At 28.4% G+C, this 19,010-nt stretch carries 21 protein-coding genes and 3 pseudogenes; 18 read left to right on the forward strand and 6 right to left on the reverse strand.

Annotated elements, in window-relative coordinates; all coding sequences use genetic code 4:
- The first annotated feature begins 2 nt into the window (after positions 1–2).
- The 15 genes and pseudogenes from NL276_RS00150 to NL276_RS00220 all read left to right on the forward strand — a co-directional run bounded on the left by NL276_RS00150 (position 3) and on the right by NL276_RS00220 (position 12,287).
- Positions 3–704, forward strand: coding sequence for a hypothetical protein (locus NL276_RS00150; protein ID WP_253301466.1), 702 nt, complete (start codon positions 3–5; stop codon positions 702–704).
- Between the two features lie 16 nt (positions 705–720).
- On the forward strand, positions 721–1,389 hold the full coding sequence (cmk, locus tag NL276_RS00155) for a (d)CMP kinase (protein ID WP_253301467.1): 669 nt from the start codon (positions 721–723) through the stop codon (positions 1,387–1,389).
- Entirely contained in the window at positions 1,390–2,706 is a 1,317-nt protein-coding gene (gene der, locus NL276_RS00160; RefSeq protein ID WP_253301468.1) for a ribosome biogenesis GTPase Der, read from the forward strand.
- A 14-nt stretch (positions 2,707–2,720) separates the two neighbouring features.
- Entirely contained in the window at positions 2,721–3,728 is a 1,008-nt protein-coding gene (locus tag NL276_RS00165) for an NAD(P)H-dependent glycerol-3-phosphate dehydrogenase (RefSeq protein WP_253301469.1), read from the forward strand.
- A gap of 71 nt (positions 3,729–3,799) precedes the next feature.
- Entirely contained in the window at positions 3,800–4,927 is a 1,128-nt protein-coding gene (locus NL276_RS05005; protein ID WP_305879826.1) for a hypothetical protein, read from the forward strand.
- Between the two features lie 100 nt (positions 4,928–5,027).
- Positions 5,028–5,810 (forward strand): annotated as a pseudogene (locus NL276_RS00175) (HAD-IIB family hydrolase).
- A 44-nt stretch (positions 5,811–5,854) separates the two neighbouring features.
- A complete protein-coding gene (gene gpmI, locus NL276_RS00180; protein ID WP_253301470.1) occupies positions 5,855–7,432 on the forward strand; it encodes a 2,3-bisphosphoglycerate-independent phosphoglycerate mutase in 1,578 nt (525 codons plus the stop codon).
- A gap of 85 nt (positions 7,433–7,517) precedes the next feature.
- Entirely contained in the window at positions 7,518–7,781 is a 264-nt protein-coding gene (locus NL276_RS00185; protein WP_253301471.1) for a transposase family protein, read from the forward strand.
- A gap of 140 nt (positions 7,782–7,921) precedes the next feature.
- Positions 7,922–8,068, forward strand: a pseudogene (locus NL276_RS05025) (helix-turn-helix domain-containing protein); the annotation flags it as partial.
- A 12-nt stretch (positions 8,069–8,080) separates the two neighbouring features.
- Positions 8,081–8,632: a DDE-type integrase/transposase/recombinase gene (locus tag NL276_RS00190; RefSeq protein ID WP_253301472.1), complete on the forward strand. Its 552-nt coding sequence runs from the start codon at positions 8,081–8,083 to the stop codon at positions 8,630–8,632.
- 205 nt (positions 8,633–8,837) lie between these two features.
- A pseudogene (locus NL276_RS00200) lies at positions 8,838–9,831 on the forward strand (IS30 family transposase).
- A gap of 239 nt (positions 9,832–10,070) precedes the next feature.
- Positions 10,071–10,892 (forward strand): DNA cytosine methyltransferase, encoded by an 822-nt coding sequence (locus NL276_RS00205; RefSeq protein ID WP_256468788.1) that lies wholly within the window; start codon positions 10,071–10,073, stop codon positions 10,890–10,892.
- A gap of 37 nt (positions 10,893–10,929) precedes the next feature.
- Positions 10,930–11,169, forward strand: coding sequence for a hypothetical protein (locus tag NL276_RS00210; RefSeq protein WP_253301475.1), 240 nt, complete (start codon positions 10,930–10,932; stop codon positions 11,167–11,169).
- Positions 11,157–11,384: a hypothetical protein gene (locus NL276_RS00215; protein ID WP_370281058.1), complete on the forward strand. Its 228-nt coding sequence runs from the start codon at positions 11,157–11,159 to the stop codon at positions 11,382–11,384. The genes NL276_RS00210 and NL276_RS00215 overlap by 13 nt, the downstream gene beginning before the upstream one ends.
- Positions 11,385–11,714: 330 nt before the next feature.
- Complete coding sequence (locus tag NL276_RS00220; protein WP_253301477.1) at positions 11,715–12,287, forward strand: hypothetical protein; 573 nt, start codon at positions 11,715–11,717, stop codon at positions 12,285–12,287.
- Positions 12,288–12,338: 51 nt separating this feature from the next.
- Here NL276_RS00220 and NL276_RS00225 read toward each other — a convergent pair whose 3' ends face one another.
- The 6 genes from NL276_RS00225 to def all read right to left on the reverse strand — a co-directional run bounded on the left by NL276_RS00225 (position 12,339) and on the right by def (position 17,048).
- Entirely contained in the window at positions 12,339–12,599 is a 261-nt protein-coding gene (locus NL276_RS00225) for an integrase core domain-containing protein (RefSeq protein ID WP_253301478.1), read from the reverse strand.
- Positions 12,600–12,644: 45 nt separating this feature from the next.
- Positions 12,645–13,298 (reverse strand): DDE-type integrase/transposase/recombinase, encoded by a 654-nt coding sequence (locus tag NL276_RS00230; protein ID WP_253301479.1) that lies wholly within the window; start codon positions 13,296–13,298, stop codon positions 12,645–12,647.
- On the reverse strand, positions 13,280–13,411 hold the full coding sequence (locus NL276_RS04950; protein ID WP_256468771.1) for a hypothetical protein: 132 nt from the start codon (positions 13,409–13,411) through the stop codon (positions 13,280–13,282). The genes NL276_RS00230 and NL276_RS04950 overlap by 19 nt, the downstream gene beginning before the upstream one ends.
- Before the next feature lie 97 nt (positions 13,412–13,508).
- A complete protein-coding gene (locus tag NL276_RS00235) occupies positions 13,509–14,474 on the reverse strand; it encodes a CPBP family intramembrane glutamic endopeptidase (protein WP_253301480.1) in 966 nt (321 codons plus the stop codon).
- Positions 14,475–14,531: 57 nt separating this feature from the next.
- Positions 14,532–16,292: a ribonuclease J gene (locus NL276_RS00240; protein WP_253301481.1), complete on the reverse strand. Its 1,761-nt coding sequence runs from the start codon at positions 16,290–16,292 to the stop codon at positions 14,532–14,534.
- 174 nt (positions 16,293–16,466) lie between these two features.
- Positions 16,467–17,048: a peptide deformylase gene (def, locus tag NL276_RS00245; protein WP_253301482.1), complete on the reverse strand. Its 582-nt coding sequence runs from the start codon at positions 17,046–17,048 to the stop codon at positions 16,467–16,469.
- A gap of 80 nt (positions 17,049–17,128) precedes the next feature.
- On the opposite strand from def, the gene rsmD reads away from it, so the two are divergent.
- The 3 genes from rsmD to NL276_RS00260 form a co-directional block, all read left to right on the forward strand.
- Positions 17,129–17,701 carry a 16S rRNA (guanine(966)-N(2))-methyltransferase RsmD gene (gene rsmD, locus NL276_RS00250; protein WP_256468789.1) on the forward strand — a complete coding sequence of 191 codons (573 nt, stop codon included), beginning with the start codon at positions 17,129–17,131 and terminating at the stop codon, positions 17,699–17,701.
- A 1-nt stretch (position 17,702) separates the two neighbouring features.
- On the forward strand, positions 17,703–18,278 hold the full coding sequence (gmk, locus tag NL276_RS00255; RefSeq protein ID WP_253301483.1) for a guanylate kinase: 576 nt from the start codon (positions 17,703–17,705) through the stop codon (positions 18,276–18,278).
- A gap of 22 nt (positions 18,279–18,300) precedes the next feature.
- Positions 18,301–19,010: transcription antitermination factor NusB (locus NL276_RS00260; protein ID WP_305879827.1), on the forward strand; the 710-nt coding region annotated here is incomplete at its 3' end.

Here is a 19,010-nt window from a genome sequence, read left to right on the forward strand (position 1 = left end):
CAATGGAAACTAGAATGGAAAAATTTGCCCAACTACGTGAAATGATTAAGAAAGAAATTGAATTAGATCAAGAAATTAATCAGGCAAATCAAGTAATTAATAGTTATATGGCAAAATTAAATGTAATTGATGCTACTTTGTTTAATAATGTTAAATCAGATTTTGAACAAGAATTTAGTTGAGAAAAAGTATATTTGGATAAAAATCCAGATGAGCAACCATATCCATCTGATTTTAAATATGATTTACAACAATTGTTAGATCAAGTTGTTAGCACAACTAATTTAACAGCACAGGTTAATCCTAAAAATGAACAAGATGCTGGTGATGTTATGCATAATATTTTAATTTCTGAAACCTTGTTAAATAAACCAACTTATCAAAAATATCAGACAATTTTAGAAAGCATTTTAGATGAAAAAATTACATATCATCGTCTAAGTGATAAAATTCAAGAAGAAAATAGTAATTTTAAAATTAATTCAACAAATATTGAATTTAGTACAATTGCTCATATGCGTAAAAATGACAATTGTAGTACAGCAGAGATGTTAAAAGAATCAAGTATTTTATTAGAAGAAAAACATAATAATGTACTAGTTACTTATCGTAAAGTAAAACTACACTACAAGATGCTATTATTAACAATGCTTTTGCTTGTTGTTTTATTAGGTGTTTGTTTAGCACTAATCTTTGTGTTATAGAAAATGGGAGAAGATGATGAAATTAAATGTAGCTATTGATGGTCCAGCTGGTAGTGGTAAATCTTCTGCTGGTTATGAATTGGCCAAAAAATTAAATTATCAGTTTATTGATACGGGATTAACTTATCGTGCTTTTACTTATTTTTGTGCAAAAGAACAACTTGATTTTAGTAATCATCAGCAGTTAAAAAATCAATTGGCAAAGTTTAATTATCAAGTGCTAAATAATAAAATTTATGTTAATAATGAAGATGTAACAATGATGCTTCAAACAAGTTTGGTGCTTGATAATATTAACAAAATTACTGGCCTTGAGTTTATTCGAACAGCAATGGTCTCATTACAGCGCCAATTAGTTATTAAGAAAGGTAACGTTGTTGTTGGTCGCGATATTATGACGGTTGTTTTACCTGATGCAGAAGTAAAAATTTATTTAACAGCTAGTATTGCTGCTCGGGTTGAACGAAGATGAAGTCAGAATAATGAAAATAATATTATGCCAAATAATTTAACAGAAATTACTGCAAAGTTAAAGGAACGAGATTATGTTGATACAACTCGTGCAGTGGGACCATTAAAAATTGCTGCTGGTGCAATTGTAATTGATAGTAGTACTTTAACCTTTGAACAAACAGTAGCAGCAATTTATCAAGTAGTAATGGATTATAAGAAAGTAGGAAAATAAATGGCACAAAAAGGAACCGTAGCAATTGTAGGACGACCAAATGTTGGGAAATCAACATTATTTAATCGTATTATTAAAAACCGGCTTGCGATTGTTGAAGACACTCCCGGTGTTACACGGGATCGAATTTATGCTTTTTCGGAATGATTGACTCGCGAATTTTTAATGATTGATACAGGGGGAATTACGTTAGATAATGAAGTAATGTTTGCACAAGAGATTAAAATGCAAGCCGAAATTGCTATTGCAGAAGCTGATGTTATTATTTTTGTTTTATCGTATAAAGAAGGCATTACGCCAGATGATGAAATGATTGCAAAAATATTATATCGTGCGAAAAAACCAGTTTTATTAGTTATTAACAAGTATGATAAACAAGAAAAAGAAAGTGAATTATACGAATATATGACATTAGGGTTTGGTGAACCAATTGCTGTTTCAGCAACCCATGGAATTGGGGTTGGTGATTTATTAGACAAAGTAATTTCTTATTTAGATCAAATTCCAATTCAACCAAAAACCGATGGAACTCATTTTTCCTTAATTGGAAAGCCAAATGTTGGGAAATCATCATTAACAAATGCTATTTTAGGAGAAGAACGAGTAATTGTCTCACCAATTGCAGGAACAACAACTGATTCAATTGATACATCCTTTAAACGAAATGATCACCTTTATACTGTTATTGATACAGCAGGAATTAGACGGAAAGGAAAAGTTTATGAAAAACTAGAAAAATATAGTGTTCTTCGTGCTGTTAGTGCAATTGAACGAAGTGACATTGTTTTATTAATTATTGATGGAACAGTACCAATTACTGATCAAGATACTAATATTGCAGGAATTGCTTTTGAACAAAATAAACCAATTATTTTAGTTGTTAACAAATGAGATGCTGTAGCAGAAAAAAATGATCGATCAATGCAGATAATTGAAAAACAAATTCGTGGATATTTTAAATATTTAAATTATGCAAAAATGGTTTTTGTTTCCGCGTTAGAAAAAAAGCGTTTGCATATATTATTTCAAACGATTGATGAGGTTTATGCTGGTTTAACTCAGCGCGTAAAAACAAGTGTTTTAAATGAAATTTTAGTTAAAGCACAATTACTAAATCTACCATCAGATTTTAATGGCGGGCGAATAAAAATTTATTATGCAACGCAACCCGAAAGTATGATTCCAACCTTTATTATGTTTTGTAACACTCCTAAGTATATTCATTTTTCCTATAAACGATTTCTTGAAAATCAAATTCGTGAACATTTTGGGTTTGACGGTGTACCAATTAAAATATTATTTAGAGAAAGAAAGTAATGAGGTAAGTAATAATGAGAAAAAAACAAAAGAATATCACTATTATCGGAACGGGAGCGTATGGTACTGTTTTGGCTAATGTTTTAACTGATAATGATTATAATGTTATAATGTATGGTATTGATAGTAAAGAAGTTGATGATATTAACAATGAACATTTGAATAGTCATTTTTTTGGTGATTTAAAAATTAATCGGGAGATTAAAGCAACAACTAATTTTGCCGAAGCCGTTGAAGATGCTGAATATATTATTTTGGGAATTCCAGTTATTGCTATTAAACCAGTTATTGAAAAACTTAATCAAACAGTAACAAAACCAGTCATTATTATTAATGTCGCAAAAGGATTAGATCATGAAACACATGAAGTATTATCACATTCAATTGTTAAATTAATTGATAATAAAATTTTAAAAGCATATGCTGGGATTTATGGTCCAAGTATTGCTAAAGAAGTTTTACAACGTAAACCAACTTGCATTATGGCAGTCTCAAATGAAATTGCAATTGCACATGAAGTTCGTAATTTATTTAATAATGAATATTTTGTTACCTTTGCGAATACAGATGTTATTGGTGCTGAATATGCTGTTGCGTTAAAAAATGCTGTTGCAATTGCATCAGGAATTTTTAATGGTCTTTATGCATCAGATAATGCTAAAGCATCATTAATCACAATGGGGTTAAATGAAATTCAACTTTTTGCAAAAACAAAAGGTGCTCAAATTGAAACTTTTTTAAATTTTGCTGGATTGGCAGATTTAATTTTAACTGCAACTTCGAACAAATCACGAAATTATTCGCTTGGTTTTGAAATTGCGCAAGTAGATGATGCTAAAAAAGTATTAGAAAGTCATGCTAAAACAGTTGAAGGAGTTTTAACTTGCAAAACAATTGTTTTAGATGCTCGCGCTAATAAAATAGTATTACCTTTATTTGAAGCTTTATATGATATTTTATATAATAATAAACGCCCAAGTGTGATTATTAATAGTGTTTTTACAAAAGCAATATTGGCATAGCAAAAATTCTCATTTTATGATATAATTATTATACAATAGTGTATGGCAAAATTTAAATGAAAGGGCATAAAATGAGTTTACATCATACTTGGACCAATAATGGTTTAAAAAATAAATATGACAATAATCAACAGCAACTTTCCCCAAATCAAGGGAGTAATTTTAATGTTGCTCCGCAGCAGTATCAGCCGCAGTCTGCTCCGATAGCGCAACAATATTCACAGCAGCAACAGGCAGGAGTTGCTCCGCAGCAGTATCAGCAGAATGTTGCTCCACAACATTATCAGCCGCAGTCTGCTCCGATAGCGCAACAATATTCACAGCAGCAACAGGCAGGAGTTGCTCCGCAGCAGTATCAGCAGAATGTTGCTCCACAACATTATCAGCCGCAGTCTGCTCCGATAGCGCAACAATATTCACAGCAACAAAATTTAATGCAACAACCACCACAAAGTGTTGCTCCGCAACAATATTCACAGCAGCAACAGGCAGGAGTTGCTCCGCAGCAGTATCAGCAGCAGCAGCAATCTGCTCTGAATACCGGGGCACAGCAGTATCAGCCGCAACAACAATATCAACAACCAATTATTCAGCAGCAACGTACTAATTTTAGTCCAACAGCGCAGCAAAATCTGCATTGGGTGAATCCAATGGCTAATAATGTGCAGCAACCATCTGCTGTTCCAACGCAAAACCAAACCTTAGCAGAACGAATTGCTAATTTACAAAGTGGTAGTTTAAATCAAAATGAAAATTATTCTGGTCAAAGAAATATTAAACCATCAGATTTATTAAATGTTCCAATTGATCCTAATATTAAGGTAGGTCTCGGTAAAAATATTAACATTGCAGCAGCCTTACCATCAGATTTATTTGAAAGTGAAACTGAAAAAGGAAATCGTAAGAAAAATCGAAAATTAAATGCTGAAGTTGAAATTGATGAATTACAATGTCAATGCAAAAATTGTGTAAAAAAATCACGCCCTTGATTAACGGTCTTGGTTAGTGTTTTAATAATGCTAGCAATTTTAGGCGGGGCTGTTGGAGCTATTTATGTTTTTCGGGTTCAAATTAAAGATTGATTATTGGGAACAGAACTAACTGTTGCAAATTTATCACCAATTGTAAGTAAAAGCGCAGGAGCATTATTACCTAATGATAAATCAATTTCACTAACTAGTTATTATTTAAATTCATAAACCATATTTAAAAATATGGTTTTTTCTTTTACAATATAATTATGAAATTTTTAATAGAAAGTAGGAAATTATGAAAAACATTAAATTAATTGCATTAGATATGGATGTGACTGCTTGTCGTTTTCATCAAGGGATTGAAACTGCTAATATTATGCCAATTATTAAGGCACAAGAAATGGGGGTGCGGGTTATTTTTGCAACTGGGCGACCAATTTTAACATCATTACCAGAAGCATTAAAAGTAAAAATGGATTATTTTCAGCAATATTTTATTGGTTTTAATGGTGCTTGTATTTATGATATTAAAGCAAACAAGATTGTTCATCAACAAACGTTATCTGTTTTACAAGTTAATTTTTTATTTCAATTAGCAAAAAAATATCACAAAAAAATATGATGTTATATTGATTATTTAACGAAAATAATTGTTAATTTTGACTCGATTGGAGAAAATAATCCAGAATTAACTTTTTTTAATGGTGAATTTATTCAATATGATAATTTATCTGAAATTAAGAATACTGCTTATAAATGTATTGTAATGGATGTACAAGAAACAGATCCATTTATTATTTTAGCACGCGCTGAAAACATTGAAATTGCAATTGATGCTAGTCATACTGCTGAAATGAATGCTTCCGGAATTAGTAAATTAGCGGGTTTAAAATGAATTTCAAAGCAATGGGGAATTACGCTATCATAAATTATGGTAATTGGTGATAGTATGAACGATTATTGAATGATAAAAAATGTTGGGTTAGGAATTGCGATGAACAATGGTCAAGATCAAATTAAAGCAATTGCGAAAGATATTACTAGTAATGTTGAAGGGGGCGGTGTTGCCAAAATGATTGAAAAATATATTTTCAATCATAAAAAATAATTATATAATTGTTGAGGAAAAAGAAAAAGAGGAGAAATATTGAAATGAAAGCTAAACAACCAATTTTATTAGCAATTCTTGATGGGTGAGGGATTGCCCCTGATTCAAAAGGAAATGCTGTTACACAGGCACATATGACAAATGTTGAAATGTTAAAGGCAAAATACCATTGAGTAGCTGCTCATGCATTGGGAGAATGAGTTGGGTTACCAGATGGTCAAATGGGAAATTCAGAAGTTGGTCATATTCATTTGGGAGCTGGTCGAATTAAATATGAGTCATTAACATTAATTAATAAAGCTATTAAAGATGGAACTTTTAATCAAAATCCGGAAATTTTAGCGGCAATTAATTTTGCAAAACAAAATAATGGTGCTTTTCATATTATGGGCTTATTTTCAGATGGTGGAGTCCATTCACATCTTAATCATATTTTTGCAGCGTATCAGTTAGCAGCAAAAGAAGGAGTTAAGGAAATTTATTTACATTTATTTGGTGATGGCCGCGATACCAAACCAGAATGTATTAAAACATATATTGAACAATTCAATGCTTTACAAGCAAACTTGAAAGTAGGGGCAATTGCTACAATTGGAGGCCGTTATTATGCAATGGATCGTGATAAAAAATATGAACGGGTTCAAGTTGTATATGATGTTTTAGTTTCGCGAAAAGGAGCTGAGTTTAGTGATCCGTTAACCTATATTGATCAAGAATATCAGGTGGGTCGTAATGATGAGTTTTTAATGCCAGCTTATAATATTAATACTCAACAAGGATACATTAAACCAGGTGATGGAGTCTTTTTTGCTAACTTCCGTCCCGATCGTGCAATTGCTATTGCTTCAGCATTAACAAATGCTGATTTTCCTGTTAATGAAGCAGAAAGTTATTTTATGCCAAAATTAAATGATATTTATTTTGTGTCAATGATGGAATATGCTGCAACAGTTGGATCAAAACATGTTGCTTTTCATCCAATTGAAGTTGTTAATGGATTAGGAGAATGGTTAAGTAAAAAGGGTTATCATCAGTTACGAATTGCAGAAACGGAAAAAATTGCACATGTTACGTTTTTCTTTGATGGGGGAAAAGACTACTTTAAAAATGGTTTAGCAACCCAAACTGAAATTACATTGCCAGGTGCATCAGCCGCTTTAATTCCATCACCAAATATTGCAACATATGATTTAAAACCAGAAATGTCAGCATATGAAATTACTGATAAATTAATCGCTGAACTTAATCGTAATGAATTTGATGTTATTATTTTAAACTTTGCCAATTGTGATATGGTTGGTCATACTGGGATTTTACCAGCAGCGATTGAAGCAGTAAAAACAATTGATGATTGTCTTGGTAAAATTTATTTGGCAATGCAAAAAGTTAATGGAATTATGATTATTACTGCTGATCATGGTAATGCTGAAATTATGATTGATGAAACTGGGGGACCAAATAAAAAACATACTTCCCAATTAGTTCCAATTATTATTACCAAAGCAGGATTAAAATTGCGTGATAAAAATCCGGCAATTGCCGATATTGCTCCAACTATTTTAGAATTATTGGAAGAAGAAATTCCTGCCGAAATGACACAACCATCATTAATTCTTAAATAAAAAAAGATATTATTAGAGTGCACCCCAAAAAGTAAGTAAATTAAAAAAAGACTTTGCTAAACTTTTAAAGGAGGTGCATTTTTATATGGCAAGAAAAGGTCAAAAATATAACAAATATACATCAGAATTTAGAACAAAAATCATTGAGGAAATTAAACAAAAAAGTTGTTGAGTAGTAGCAAAACAATATAATCTAAATGCAAATACAGTAGAATCTTGATGAGCAAATCATAAAAAAGGAAAATTAAACAATCATAAAGGACCTAAAATCTCTTTTGGTAAAAGAGATTTAGAATATTATAAAACAAGGTATGAATTATTAAAAAAGCTCCATAACTTTTACAATTAAGCAAACTAAGAATCGTCTCTTTTATTAAACAAAATTGTCATGAATATTCAATAAAATTATTATTAGAAGTAACGGGGTTAAAACGTAGTTATTGAGATAAATATAAAAATTATGACAGTAGCAAAAAAGATAAAGAAGCAATAAATGATATTGTAAAAGTCTATGAAGAAAATTTAAAACAATTTGGATATCGAAGAATTACTAAATATTTAAAAGAAGATTATGATATAAAATATAATTCAAAAAAAGTTTTAAGGATTATGCGTTATAATCAAATACAACCTGAATATGTAAGAAAAATGAGAATAAAAATGAAATATAAACAGAATAAAGAAAAAAGTTTATTGCAATATCCTGATTTAATTAATTGTAAATTCAATGATATAAAAACAAGGTTTTCAGTGCTATATACTGATGTAACATATTTAATTTGAAAAAGAGAAAAATATTATCAATCAACAATTATTGATGGATATACTAAAGAAATAGTTGATGTAAAGTGATCTAAATATAATGACAATAAATTAGTAATAGATAATTTAAATGATGCAATTAATAAAATAAAATTAATAAAAAAAGATCTGAATGGAATAATAATTCATTCAGACCACGGATATCAATACACATCCGCTATTTATATCGATAAATGTGTATCTAACGGTATTATAATTTCAATGGGGAAAAATTACCACTGTGCAGATAATATTGTTATAGAAAGTTTTCATTCATTACTTAAGAAAGTTACAATCCATAATAAAATATATAATTCACATGAAGAATATATACAAGATGTTATAAAATGAAATACATGATATTCAAATCGTAAAGAAAAAGATATAATAAAAAAATAGTAAATACTTTTTATTAGTACTTACTAAAATGGGTGCAGTCTATTTCCAAGTCTCTAATTTTAGTAATTTTTAAACAATCGATTAAGGGCTAGTAAATCCTACTTGTATTAAATTACATCACCATCCTAGCATCATTTAACGGATTGTCAACAAAATTTTAATTTTTAGTGTATAAATATTTTAATAGAAAGGGCTAGGTTGTCTTATGAAAAAAGAAAATAAAAAATTTAAACATTTTAATTTAGTAGAAAGACATGATTTAAAAGAATATTTAGAATCCGAAAAATTTAAAAAGAAAAATGGTACACCTAATTATTATAAAATAGGAAAAGTAATGAATAAAAGTCGTAGTACAATTAGATTAGAGGTTAAAAGACTTAAAGAAGAATACAATCCTAAAAAAGCGAATAATGATTATAAGAAAAAACGAAAAAAATCTATAAAATACACTACAATTTCAAAAAAAAGTACTTAATTTTGTAAGGAAAATTTTAAATAAAAGACGCTATTCACCGATGTTAATTATCTATGAATATGAAAAAAAGTATAATGAAAAGTTTCCATTTTCACATGTGACACTTTATAAATATATTGATCATGGGGTTTTTGATGAAGAAGATAATGAAATTAAGAAAAAATTACCATTTAAAGGTAAAAAGTTTAAAACAAAAAATAGAAAAGATGATCGTGGTCAATTTACTAATATTAGATTTATTGATGAAGAAGAACATGAAAAAGGGACTTTTGGTTGATTTCAAATGGATTGTATTGTTGAAAAAGAACATCAATCTGCTTGCTTGACTTTTACAGAAGAAAAAAGTTTATATACGATTTGTTTTAAATTAGACCACCATAATTCAGAAGAGGTTAATAAAGCAATTAAAAGTATTTTTAAAAATAAACTTTATAAAGAAAATATAAAAGGAATTATAACTGATAGAGGAAAAGAATTTTCAAACTGAAAAGGAATTGAAAAAATTACTGGAACTAATGTTTATTTTTGTGACCCCGGTTCACCCAAACAAAAACCCAAAGTTGAAAGAATGAATAGAGATATTAGAGAATATCTTATTAAGGGAACAGATTTTAACAATATTACTCAAAAAGAAATTAATAAAGTTATGAAAATTATTAATGAGAAACCACGACCGAGTTTAGGTTTATTATCCTCCAAAGAGGTATTTTTACAAAATATTTAATAATTAAATTATTAATTTTAGATTTTTAACAAAAATAATTTTTCGTGGTGTTGAAATAACTATATAATTTAAAAAATTATTTTTTTTTAATAAAAGATATATCATCAAATTAATAAGGGCGAATCATCCTATTTGCATCTTTACTTTACACGGAAAAAAGTTATCGAGCAATTTTTAATGATTATAAAACTCCTAATTTAGGAGATATTACAAAATTATAAATTTTACCTTATGCTGATTTAATAACATGGAGCTTCCCTTGTCAAGATATATCAAGGGCAGGTAAATGAAAAGGAATCACCCAAGGAAATAGATCTAATCTGTGTTGACCTACTATTGATTTAATTTCAAAAATGGATAAAAAACCTAAATACCTATTAATGGAAAATGTAAAAAATCTTATAACAGATTTTAGTGATGATTTTCAATCATTAAAATTTGAATTAGAAAAGTTAGGATATTACAATTTAGTATTAGTAATGAATTCCAAAAATTATGGAATACCTCAAAATCGCGAAAGAGTATTTATGATTAGCTCTAAAAATTTAGACCAATTATATAAATATAAATTACCTGAACATTTAGAATTAAAAACTACATTGCAAGATCTTTTACAATCAATTAATGAAATTGATAATTACTATTATTTAAATCCTAAAAATTGAAAAGTAGCCTTTGGATATGTAGAAAAATTTCAAATTAGTGAATGAGAATATGTTAATAAAAAAATATCTAATTGTTTATTAACAAAAGATCCTAAGAGTCTTAGGATCTCAACTACTCTAATTATTTATGAAAAAGATAGAAATGAACAATTACTCTTATTGCAAATTAAAAATAATGGTTATAGTTTATTTCCTATTGAAATTGATCATACACAATTTAGAGTATTAACTGAAAAAGAATGTTGACGACTTATGGGTTTTGAAGATTCTGACTTTGAAAAAGCAAGTAAAGTTGTGTCAAGAAGACAATTATATAAACAAGCTGGGAATTCAATAGTAGTTCCAGTTTTAGAAGCTATTTTTAAGGAGTTATTTAAAAATGAAATTATAAAATAACATATAATTTTAATTAATATTAAGAAAGGATATTACTATGAATAATGAACAAATTGAATTATTATGAACTAACTTAAAAAAACAAGATAACAAAGTTATGATTCCCCTAACAAAATTTCATGGGTATCAACAAATGACCGACAACGGAACCGTTGTAGCTCTCTTTAATGAAGCGGGGCACCCCGTTGAACAATTAAACGGAGTTGGTTTATTGCCTTTGACCATACTGTTTTTTATGCTCTTGGTGGGGGCCAAATTTCAGATATTGGTGTTTTAATTAAATATAAGCATAAAATTATGGTTTTTGATCTTAATAAGCAAATCTATAAAAAAGTATATCTTCATCTTGTTGATACACAATGAGCAACAATCAATCTTAACGATACTTTAGAACAAAAAATTGACACAGAACGTCGCATTAAACTTACAAAAAACAATAATGCCCAACATCTCTTATCATATCTTATTGAACAAATTTTAAATGATGGTTAAATAACAGATTCAGTTCAAATTATAATTGATTATGCTTTATTAGCAATGAATAAAGTCGATAATTGATTAAATATTATTTTAGCAGCGCGTCAGAAAATTATTAATGATTTAATTAACCATGATATTGCTAAAATTGAACATCAAATGCCAATTGCTTAAGCAGTAAAATTAACAATTGCACATCCAAATTTTGAATATGATCCAATTGTTCGGGTAGTTGAATTCCCTGCTGCCACAATTGATTTATGTGGTGGAACGCATGTTAATAATCTACAAGAAATTGATTTTTTTGAAATTTGAGATTGTTGAGCGGATAAAAAGAAAATTCGAATGCAATTTTCAACGAATAAGGAAACAACGCAAGCATACTTTACCAATTGAATTAACCAAAAAAGAAGCGGTTTAGAACAAAGTGTAAAAAAAATTAGTGGTTATGATTCAACCTTTACTTTTATGATTCCTGATTTTCCTGTACCAACAACCTTAATTGAAAAAAATAATTTAAACCTTGAAATTGAAAAATTAGAAAAAGAATTAAATGAAATAGCAAAGGTAAAATATAAGCAATTATTACAAACCATTGAAGAAACTACTTTTCCGGTTAAAACAACTGCTATTAATAATAACCCAACAGCGGAAGAAATTATTATTAATGATAAAAAAATAACTCTTGAATTAGTTCGTAATAAATTAAATAAATATTTGCAAGAGTATCAAAATACCTTAATTATTTTTGTTAATGCAACCTTAAAATATGGTTTTATTAGTTTTACTAAAAAAATCAAACTAACTTTAATCTTAATAATTTCTTGCAAACAAATAAGGAACACTTTAAAATTACTGGTGGTGGAACCCCATTCTTTATTAGTTTTACATATCAAAATGAAATTAATTCATTTTTAGAACAATTGTTAACAACTCTAAAAAATAAAAAGACCAACATGAAGATGTCAATTAAAATTGACAGAAAAAAAAGATTTTTTTATTAAAAAACTCCATTCGTTGTTCGAAAGGAGTTTTTCTTTGCGATATTCTTGGCCTTACAAAGTTATAAAACTCAATATAGTTCGAAACAATTTCATAAATATTATTTAAATTTAATTCATTTCGTTGATATAAATATATGCATTCTTTTTTAAATGAACTAAATCAAGTTTCACATGCCCCATTATCTGGCGAATTTCCTCTTCGAGACATAGAAATAACCATGTGCATACTTTCACATAAATCCTTCCACATTGGTGAAGTATATGAGCTACCCTAATCACTATGAATTATTACATTTTTTGGTTTTCCTGAATAATTTCAAGCTGAAACTAAATTTTTGTAGCACAAATTGCTATTTAGATTATTAGATAATTTTCAATCTAAAATTTCACCATTAAATAAATCTCTTACAATTGATAAATATAACATTTTATTTTTTATTGGTAAATATGTAACATCAGTTGCTCATTTTTGATTAGGTTTGGTTGCAACAAAATTTCTGTTTAAAATATTTGGAAACCTTAATGGTCCAGATTTTAAATAACTTGGCTTAATTTTACGTTTAATAGATTTAATTTTTAAAATTTTCATGTATCTATAAACAACTCATTTGTTAAGTTTTATGTTTTTATATTTTTCTAATAAAATACTCAGCATTGGATATCCGTAGATACCTTTAAATTTATTAAATAATTCTAATATTGTATTGGCAAATTTAATATTATAATTTTTATACTTAGGCATTCCATTTTTTGTTCATAAATAATATCCTTGTCTAGTAACTTTTAATTTTCGGCATAAAAAATCAACAGAATAATCTGTTGATAAATTATTAATGGCGAAGAACTTATCTTCAATAGTCTTCGCTTCATACTTTTTTAGTGCAAGATGGAGCTTTGCAATTTCTTCTAATTCAAAGCGCGCCATCTTTGAATAGTTGACTTTGCTACATTATATTTTTCTGCAGAACTTCTCACTCCATTTTGTTTAGAAAATTCTAATATTTCAATTTTTTCATCTTTATTTCATTGTTTTGCCACAAAAAAGAACATCCTTTCAATAAAATTATATAACAGAAATTTTAACTCTCTTTTTTCTGTCAATTTTATTTTATATGTTCAACAAGGTCTTTTTATTTTATCTAGTTAAAAAACTCGGAGCTGCAATAATTAAAATGGTAGTAATACAATTTAACCCCCCATGTGCAATAATATTGTAAGTTACATTTCCATTAACAACCATAAACAACATTTCTAATACTAATGATGCTCCTAAATAACCAATAATGTGTTCTCAATCACCAGTTGAAGTAACATGCATTCCAGCAAAGAAAATTGTCGAAGCAACAAACGCAATTCATTTGTTTCCTGTTAAACTAAAAATTCCATGTCGACAAGCTAATTCTTCAATTATTGGGGCAAAAAAAACGGTATAAATCGATAAAATCACAATGTTCCATCACTTACCAAGACCTTTAACTAAATTCTCTTGGTTCTTTGATGGAGTTGATGTTATTAATGATTGTAAATAACCAAAAATAAAATTAAAAAGAAAAACGACAATAATTGCAATTAAACCAACCACCAGTAAGCGTTTATAATCTTGTTTAAAAGTTAATTTAATTTTTTTAAAAATAAAGGGTGAAGTTTTGTAAGTAATAAAAATCGTTATCCCAGCAGCAGGTAAATTTGTTAATAAATTAATTGTTGTTAAAGCAGAAGCAGATGGCTGAAATGACTTAGCAATGATACCAATTATTAAACCAACCATATTAGGAATAAAATAAAAATAATAAAATGCAATTGCACCAGAACGCATAATTTCGTTCTGAGCGCCACCAATTACAAAATAAGAACCAACAGCAACGATAATTCAACTAACAAAGTTCATTCCAACTAAAGCATATTCATTATGATCAAATAAATATGAAATTAAAATGCTAATAAAAAATGGTGCAAAGATTGCTGTTCCGATAAAAATATAACCAGTATTACGAATATTAACTAATTTAAAATCAAATGGTGAAGCACGATCAACTAAGGTTGGTTTTAATTCATATCATTGTCTTTTAAAATTATTATAAACATTTTCATTGTCATTCATTTTTAATACTCCTCTAAACCTTACTAGTTTATTATATAGAATAATTAAAGTATTCTTTTATTTTTTATTTAAAATGACAGGGATAATTAGCGGATTACGACGTTTATAACGGTAAATAAATGGCGATAGTGATTGTTTAATTGCATTTTTAAGAGCACCAAAAGTTGGCTTTTGAGTTTTTAAAACTTCATTAACTGATTCAGCCGCTAATCGAATTGATTCATTGATAATATTTCCTGATTCTTTAACATAGAAACTTCCTCGTGAAATAATACGAGGTGGTGTTAATAACTGGTTATTTTGTGAATCAATTGAAATAACAACAGCAATTAAACCATCTTTTGATAAAATTTCACGGTCACGAACAACAGCAGTTGTTTGACCAGATAAATCTTTTCCATCAACATAAACTGCTTCGGCTTCAATTCGTTTTCCAATCTCTCCGGTACCGTTTAACAATTCAATTTGATCACCATTAGCACAAATAAAGATGTTTTCTTTTGGAACATTAACACTAGTTGCTGTTTCACCGTGTTGACGTAACATACGATAATCTCCATGCATTGGCATAAAGTATTTTGGTTTTAATAATGTAAATAATAATTTTTGTTCTTCTTGCGAAGCATGCCCTGAAGTATGAATATGGCTCAGAGGACTATTTTCTTGGACAATTGCCCCAGCACGAACCAATTTATTAATAACGCGTTCAACATCGGCTTGGTTACCAGGAATTGGTGATGATGAGAAAATAACAGTATCACCAGGAATAATTGAAATATGTTGATGCTGATTATTAGCAATTCGTGATAAAGCAGCCATTGGTTCTCCCTGACTTCCGGTACAAATAATTAAAATCTCGTTATCCTTATAGTTTTTAGCATCGTTAGCTTTAATAAAGGCTTTATCAGAAATTTTTAAATGTCCCATTTGACGGATAATTTTAATAATTCGGTCTAAACTTCTTCCAAAAACTAAAATTTTACGACCATATTTATTAGCAATTTCAACAATATGTTGAATTCGGTGAACATTTGAAGCAAATGTTGAAATCAAGATTCGTCCTTTTGCTTTTACGAATAATTCTGCAATATTTTTAATAATTTTTGTTTCAGTTTGAGTATATCCCTCAACTTCCGCATTTGTACTGTCTGCCATCAATAACATAACACCTTCTTGTCCCATATTTGCCATTCGTTCAATGTCAGAGCTATGTCCTAATGGTGTTCAGTCAAATTTATAGTCTCCTGTTGATACTACTTTACCATTTGGTGTCATAACTGAAATTCCGAAGGCATCAGGAATACTATGGTTAACAGCAAAAAAGTTAATTTTAAAGTTTTTAGTTTTAATAACACTCATATTGTCAACTTCTTTAACAATAGTGGTTTGTTCTAATTTTGCTTCTTTTAATCGATCACGAATCAAAGCAGCAGCTAATCGAGGGGCATAAATGATTGGAATTGTTACTTCTCTTAACAAGTATGGAATTCCTCCAATATGGTCTTCATGCCCATGAGTAATAAATAGAGCTTTTATTTTTCGTTGATTTTCTTTTAAATAATTGTAATTTGGAATAACAGCGTCTACTCCAAGCATTGTTGAACTAGGGAATTTAACTCCAGCATCAAGCATAATTAATTCTTCATCATGCTCAATACAGTATGTATTTTTACCAACTTCTTCTAAACCTCCTAATGCAAAGACTTTTGTTGGAAATTTATTTTTAATAATATTTTGTGTTGTTGTTTTTGGTACTATACTAGCTGGTTTTGTAGTTGTTGTTTTATTTTTATTTATCTCTTTGTTTTCTTCATTCATTGAAACTATCACCTCATAATTCTAAAAATTCATAGTTTTTTCTTATTAAATTTATTATTTAATATTATTAAAAAGAAAAAAATTAATTCCTTAGTATCCAAAAAATTATAACACAAAGATTAATAAGTTTACAAAAAAAATACTTTTTCTTAAAAAAGTTAAAAATTATTAAGTTTATAGAATAATTCAATCCGAATTTTTTAATCAAGGATTTTTTTTATTAATTAAATCATAATATAATTTACCCTCTAAATGTTCTTGTTCATGTTGAAAAACAATTGCTTCATAACTTCGAACGGTAATTGTTACTTGTTGTTGTTTTAGATAGTCATATCCATCAATGATAATTCGAAAACTACGGGGAACAAAGCCTTCTTTATCACCATCAACACTTAAACAACCTTCGCCTTCTTCAATACAAGCTAATTGTGCGCTTTTACCAATAATTGTTGGATTAATCATTGCGTGCTCAATTACTTTTTTGGTTCCAGTTTCATCATCCGTATCTTCAATTCTAATATAATACATCTTAATATTATGACCAATTTGTGGGGCGGCAAGACCAACCGCAGGTCTAATTGTTTGTTTATCATTTTTTTGTAAATCTTGTGAATATCGCACAAAATCAATTAATTTTTGCATAACAAGTTCATTTTCGGGCGATAATGGAAACGAAACATTATTTGATGATTGTTGAATTGATGGTGTATCATCAAATACTAATCAATCCTTATTTGGAATTTCATTTTGCAACACTAAAAATCACCTCTTAGAAAATTATAACATATACCATAATTATTGATGAAATTTAGTATAATAAAAAAGATAGAAAAGAGATTAGAAGTATGCGTGTAATTAGTGGAAAGTATAAGGGTTATCAAATTAAAACTTTAGAAGGAATGAACACCCGCCCAATGACTGCCCGAGTGAAAGAAGATATGTTTAATATTTTAGATAACTATTTTATCTATGAAAATAAAACTGGTTTAGATATTTTTGCTGGTAGTGGTCAATTAGGAATTGAAGGATTATCACGCGGATTACAACAATGTTTTTTTAATGATTTCCATCAAGGTGCTTATCAAATAATTACAACTAATCTTCAAAATCTAAAAATTGTGAATGGAAAAGTATTAAATTATGATTATAATGTGTTATTAAATTGAATGTTTCAAAATCAAATAGCGATTGATATTTTATTTTTGGACCCACCTTTTAAGCAAATTCAATATTATTATGATATTATTACTACAATATTGAAAAACAATATTATAAATAACTATGGAATAATAGTTTGTGAATCAAATCAAGAACTATCATTTGCTCAATTTGACTTAGTGATGTTACGTTACAAAAGATATAAAAAAAAGTATTTATATATACTACGTTTAGAAAAAGGAGAAAATTAGTGTGCAAAAAAAAGGTTTTTTAATTATCTTATCTGGTCCATCGGGAGTTGGGAAAGGAACAATTTGCCAGGAAATGTTTAAATATGAAGAATTAAATTTAGCTTATTCAGTTTCAATGACAACAAGAGAAAAGAGGCCAGATGAAATTGGTGGCGTAAATTATTTTTTTGTTGATCGACCAACCTTTGAAAATGCAATTAAAAATGATGAACTATTAGAATATGCAGAATTTGTTGGTAATTATTATGGAACACCAAAATCATATTGTATTGAACAAATTGAAAAAGGGAAAAATGTTTTATTAGAAATTGAAGTTCAAGGAGCAACACAAGTATTAGAAAAAATTACTGATGCAGTTTCAATTTTTTTAATTCCGCCAAGTTTAGATGAATTAGAGAAGCGGATTCGTGGACGAAAAAGTGAGCCCGAATCTGTTCTTCAAGCCCGATTAGCAAAAGCAGCTGATGAACTTCCGCTACAAAGTAATTATAATTATGTTGTTGTGAATAATACCGTTGAACAAGCAGCGGCAAAAATTAAAACAATTTTAGAGCAAGAAATTGCTAATCGTTTATAAGTTAACTAAAGGTGGTTAAGGTATGCGAGCAAGAGAATTAGCCTGAGATATTCTGTGGAAGGTTTTTGCAAAAAATAAATTTAGTAATCATTTATTAGCAAAAACAATGGAACTAAACGCCAGTTTTACTGATCAGGATAAAACCTTAATTTATCGAATTGTTTATGGCACTCTTAAAAACAAATTATATTTAGAATATATTGCTAATCAATTTATTGATAATAGAAAAACTAATCAAAAACTACAAGTCATCTTATGAATGAGCATTTATCAATTTCGTTTCTTGGATCGCATTCCAAACTATGCTATTGTTAATGAAGCAGTTAACATTGGAAAAAAACTTAATTCAAAATATGCGGGGTTTGTTAATGCTACTTTAAAAAGGATTTTTGAAAGCAGTGATGATATTTTTGAAATCAACCTTGCTGATGAAACAAAAAAGTTAAGTATTAAATATAGTTTTCCGTCGTCATTATACTTAATTCTTCGAAATGAATATAATGAAGAGATTGCGCGAAAAGTTATGGAAGATAATTTAACAATTCCAAAACTTGCTTTTCGTGTTAATACTTTAAAAATTACACAAGATGAATTATTAACAAAATATGCTGATTATAATTTAACAAAAAGTGTGGTTTCACCAGTTGGAGTTATTGCTGAAAAACCGGTTATTAATTCCGTAATGTTTCAAGATGGTTTAATTTTTATTCAAGATGAAATGAGTATGCGAAT

The organism is Spiroplasma endosymbiont of Phyllotreta cruciferae (genome assembly GCF_918697755.1).